We start from the raw sequence: 4,596 nt of genomic DNA on the forward strand, positions 1-4,596 counted from the left end.
ATCCAGTCGTGGGTTCTGTCGACCCAGCCAGCCTCCCCGGAAAGGTGGCCACACGGGTTCGAATGAAAGACCCTTGAGGGCCCGTCAGAGGGTGATTCTGGGACCCCCTGCCCCTTCTGAACGGAAGCGGCAGCCTCTTCCGGCTTGTCTTGCCAGGATCCCTCCGGACCATCCTGGGCATAACCCGGCAATGGCAGCCCGAATGCCAAAAGCACCAGCAACAGGGGCAACCAACATCTTTCCATAGTCCGCATTGCTGCAGCATAACTGCATGGAATCATTTGCGGAATCCTGCAGTGACAAACGGCCATTTGACCGAAACGGACACGGGACAAGGCGTTTACCTTTGGGTAGCATGCCCGTTTACGTTGACTGAATGAATCGCGCTATGACCATTTGGCACAAGATCCGGGCCACACTCGCCCTGACAGGCATGCTGATCAACACCCTGCTTCTCTGCCTTCCACTTTACGCTTTCGCCCTGCTGCGACTGGTGCTTCGATTTGAGAAGGCACAAGTCATCCTGTCACGAATCCTGGTGGTCATTGCGGAAACCTGGATTGGCAACAACAACGCCATTATTGCCCTGGCCAGCCAGATCAAATGGCGCATCAGTGGCATGGACACGCTGAGCAAGGATCAATGGTACCTGGTGACCTGCAACCACCAGTCCTGGGCGGACATTCTGGTACTGCAGCGCATTTCCAATCGCCGCATCCCTTTTCTCAAGTTTTTCCTGAAGCAGGAACTGATCAAGGTTCCCCTGCTGGGGCTGGCCTGGTGGGCCCTGGATTTCCCATTCATGAAGCGTTACAGCAAAGCCGAACTGGAAAAGACCCCCTCACTGAAAGGCAAAGACCTGGAAACCACCCGCAAAGCCTGTGAGAAATTCGCCTACTTCCCCACCTCGGTGATGAATTTCTTTGAAGGCACCCGCTTTGACGCGCAAAAGCACGCCAAACAAGGCTCGCCATATCGCCACCTGCTCAAACCCAAGGCCGGTGGTGCTGCCTTTACCCTTAACGCCATGTCCGGGCATTTGCGAAATCTGCTTGATGTGACCATTATCTATCCCCCGGGCACGCCTCGCTCGCTGATGGCCTTTCTTGGTGGCGCCATGGGCGAGGTGGAAGTTGTTGTGCAGCAACGGGTTATTCCTGCCTGGGCCTCAGAGGGCAACTACGAAGACGACGCGGAGTTCCGCGCCCGTTTTCAGCAATGGATTGGCGAACTCTGGGCGGACAAGGATGCATTGCTGGACAAAAAGAACGCAACACGCAACGCGCAACACGCCACACGCTAATTTTCTGCCAATGGGGTTTCGTTCACCCGCATGCAAGCGTGGAGAGTGTTGCGTGCGGACGCATTTGGAACCTTGTTATGTTTGGCCGATTTCTGAAACCCCGCTGGCAACACGCCAACCCCGATATTCGTCTCAAAGCCGTTGAGCAACTGGACCTCTGTGATGACGCGACCCTGCTGAATCAGCTGGCGCGCGGTGATGCCAGCGCCCTGGTGCGCGCCGCTGCCACCAGCCGACTCACCGATTTTGCGGCCCTGGATGAAGTGCACCAACGTGACGAAGCGCCCTCCGTTCGCGAGGCCGCCTCCATGCGCATCATGGCCCTGCTGGCAGGCACTACCGATGATGCCCCCAACAGCGACACCCGCCTGCGCCTGATTCGGCTCACCGGCAATGAAAATGTGCTTGCCCATGTGGCCAGCCACAGCCCGGACATGCACAGCCGCATGGCAGCCATTGAGCGGCTCAAGGATGAAGGCGTGCTATATCAGCTGGCTCTGGATGCTCCCACCGAAGCACTGCGTGTTGCCTCTGTGCAGAACATCGCCTCCCTTTCGCTGCTGAAGCGTTTAGGCAAGGAGGGTCGTGACAAGCGCGTCACTCGCCTGGCGCGCGACCAGGCCCGGGCGCTCCAGCAACAACAGCAACAGAGTGAACGGGAAACCGCCAAGGTCTACCACCTCGCCGATCGGCTTGAACAGCATGCTCGCCGTCGTGTGGACGCCCTGTATGGGCCGCAGCTGGAACAGCTTGAGCAACAGTGGCAGCAACTGACACGACAGGCGACCCCGGATTTGGCTTCCCGCGTTCAGCAAGCCCTTCACCAGTGCCGCACGCAGCTCACCGAATTGCAAGAGCAAACCCGGCAACAGGCGCTGGCAGAGACCGCAAAAGCTGAGCGCGAAGCGGCAGCGCACAGCCTGTATCAGCTATTGAGCCAGGCGACCCCGGAAACCTGGGATCATCAGCTAGGCGAAATGCGCTCCGCATTAGCCACCCAGCAACGCCGCTGGGACAGCGCCGATGAGCAATCGCAGGCCCAGGATGAAGACCGGCTGGCTTTCACTGACCTGGTAACTGCATTTCAACAGCTGCTTACCCTGGCCGCCGATATCAATGCAGCAGACTCACCGGCCACACTCGCCGAGCTGGCCGACCGCTGGCCAGGGGAATATCAGCCTCCCTCTGCATTGTTGGCGCTGCGTAAACGGGAAGCCGAAACCTCCGATGCGCAAACGTCCGCACAGAACCGCCCGGCACCAGCCTCACAGCCCCATCGCGGCTTGCTGGTCGCCCTGAAGCGAGAGCTGCGCCAGGGCAATCTGCGCCATGCCAATCGGCTCTGGCACAAAGCCCAGTCGATCATCGAAAGCGACGGAGACACCGGGTTGGACGCAGAGCTCACCAAGCTCGCTCCGCGCCGTGCAGAGTTGCAGGACTGGCACCGTTTTGCTGCTGAACCGAAGAAAGTGGCGTTATGCGAACGCATGGAAGCGCTTAAAGACACCACCATGGATGCCCCGGAACTGGCCACCGCCATTCAGGCGCTCCATGATGAATGGCGCGCGCTGATGAGTTCGGACCAGGGCGAGGATCAGGCGTTGTGGACGCGTTTTAAAGAGGCATCCGACCAGGCCTACCAGCCCTGCCATGCGCACTTTGCCGAACTGGACGCCATCAAGGCAGGTAATTTGGAAAAGCGCCGGGCACTGTGCCAGCAACTGGAAGACTTTGTCACCGCTCAGAACTGGGAAACCGCTGATTGGCATGGTGTCTGGCAAATTCGCCAGCAGGCCCCGAAAGACTGGAAAACCCTGCACCCGATCCGGTTCACCGACGCCCGGGATGTGCAGAAACGGTTTTCCTCCCTGCTCACCCAGCTCGACGAGCAGCTGAATCGTTACATTGAAAAAGCCGAGAGCGAGCGAAAACAATTGCTGGACCAGGCCCGTGCATTGCTGGAACTGGACGATGCCCAGCACGCCACACGCGAAGCGCAAGCCATCCAGAAACGCTGGCGGCAATCCGCCTGGTTACCGCCCGGCCAGCACCGCACATGGCAAAAACCGTTTCGCAAAACCATGGATGCCCTGTTCGATGCCCGCAACCGGGATATTGCCGCCCGGCGCGAGCAACAGGAGCAAGCGAGCCAGATGCTGACCACGCACATTGATGCGCTGGAGGTATCACTGACGCAACCGTTTAGCGCTGACACAGCGAACAGTCTACGCAGCGCGGCTGCAGCCGTGGACGAGCACCTGGATGGCAATCAGCCCCAGCCGCTGGTTCGCAAAGCACAGCAACTGAAGCGGCGCGCCAGCGAGCGACTTCAGCAACTCAGTCGTTGGCAGCAGTGGCAGCAGCTCCGTGACGCCGTTGTGGCCCTGACGGAAAGTGTCGAATCCGCTGACCAACCAGAAAGTGGTGCGAATACTGACTCCGCTCTTACCCTGGCCGTGGCCTTTGAGGCCCTGGCCGGTGTGCCCAGCCCGGAACCGGAGCGCCAGCGCCGCTTGCAATGGCAGCTAGAGCAACTACCCAGTGTCATGAAGCAGCAACAGTTTGACGCCCGCGAGGAAATGCAGCGGCTTCTCAAACAGCACCAAACACCGGTGCCTGCCGCAGTGAAAGCGCGCCTGGACAGCGCCATTGCCGTTCTCGAACCCGGCAATGCGTAATCTGCTCTCGCGATTCACGCGCTCACCGAAAGGTCTGCAATGGTTTCTGAACCTGTACGGGCCCTACCTGGGCGCCGGTGTTCGTGTGGACTACCTGGCAGACGACTTCCGCGAACTGAATGTCTCCATGGGGCTGCACTGGTACAACCGGAACTATGTAGGAACCCATTTCGGCGGCAGCCTCTATTCCATGGTGGACCCGTTCTACATGCTGATGGTGATGACCGTGCTTGGGCGCGATTATGTGGTCTGGGACAAGGCAGCGGATATAGAATTTGTCCGGCCCGGCAAGGGCCGGGTCTTCGCCCATTTTCAGCTCACCGATGCCATGATCGACGATATCCGCGCGAACACCGATGGGGGAGAAAAATACCTGCCGTGCTGGCCGGTTGAAATCGTGGATGGCGATGGAAACCGCGTGGCGGTGGTCAACAAGACGCTCTACATCCGCCGTAAACCCGCGTAGCGCCTTTCTCTACCGGAGCACCGGTTTTACTGCCCGAAACCGGAGCTGTTTTCCAGAAAGCTGAGCTCCTCAGCCGTGCTGTCCCGCCCCAGCGCGCGGTTGCGGTGCGGAAAGCGACCAAATTGCTGAACGATTTGCAGATGCTCCCG

4 protein-coding genes are annotated in these 4,596 nt (G+C 59.4%); 3 read left to right on the forward strand and 1 reads right to left on the reverse strand.

From position 1 onward, the window contains the following. Positions 1-388: 388 nt before the first annotated feature. The 3 genes from A3754_RS16685 to A3754_RS16695 all read left to right on the forward strand — a co-directional run bounded on the left by A3754_RS16685 (position 389) and on the right by A3754_RS16695 (position 4,447). Entirely contained in the window at positions 389-1,303 is a 915-nt protein-coding gene (locus A3754_RS16685) for an acyltransferase (protein ID WP_063520604.1), read from the forward strand. Between the two features lie 77 nt (positions 1,304-1,380). After that, on the forward strand, positions 1,381-3,981 hold the full coding sequence (locus A3754_RS16690; protein WP_063520605.1) for a DUF349 domain-containing protein: 2,601 nt from the start codon (positions 1,381-1,383) through the stop codon (positions 3,979-3,981). After that, a complete protein-coding gene (locus A3754_RS16695; protein ID WP_063520606.1) occupies positions 3,974-4,447 on the forward strand; it encodes a DUF4442 domain-containing protein in 474 nt (157 codons plus the stop codon). Before A3754_RS16690 ends, A3754_RS16695 begins: the two co-directional genes overlap by 8 nt. 26 nt (positions 4,448-4,473) lie before the next feature. Here A3754_RS16695 and A3754_RS26225 read toward each other — a convergent pair whose 3' ends face one another. Beyond that, on the reverse strand, positions 4,474-4,587 hold the full coding sequence (locus A3754_RS26225) for a DUF924 family protein (RefSeq protein WP_369817622.1): 114 nt from the start codon (positions 4,585-4,587) through the stop codon (positions 4,474-4,476). Positions 4,588-4,596 lie beyond the last annotated feature (9 nt).

This window comes from Alcanivorax sp. HI0083, from assembly GCF_001635175.1.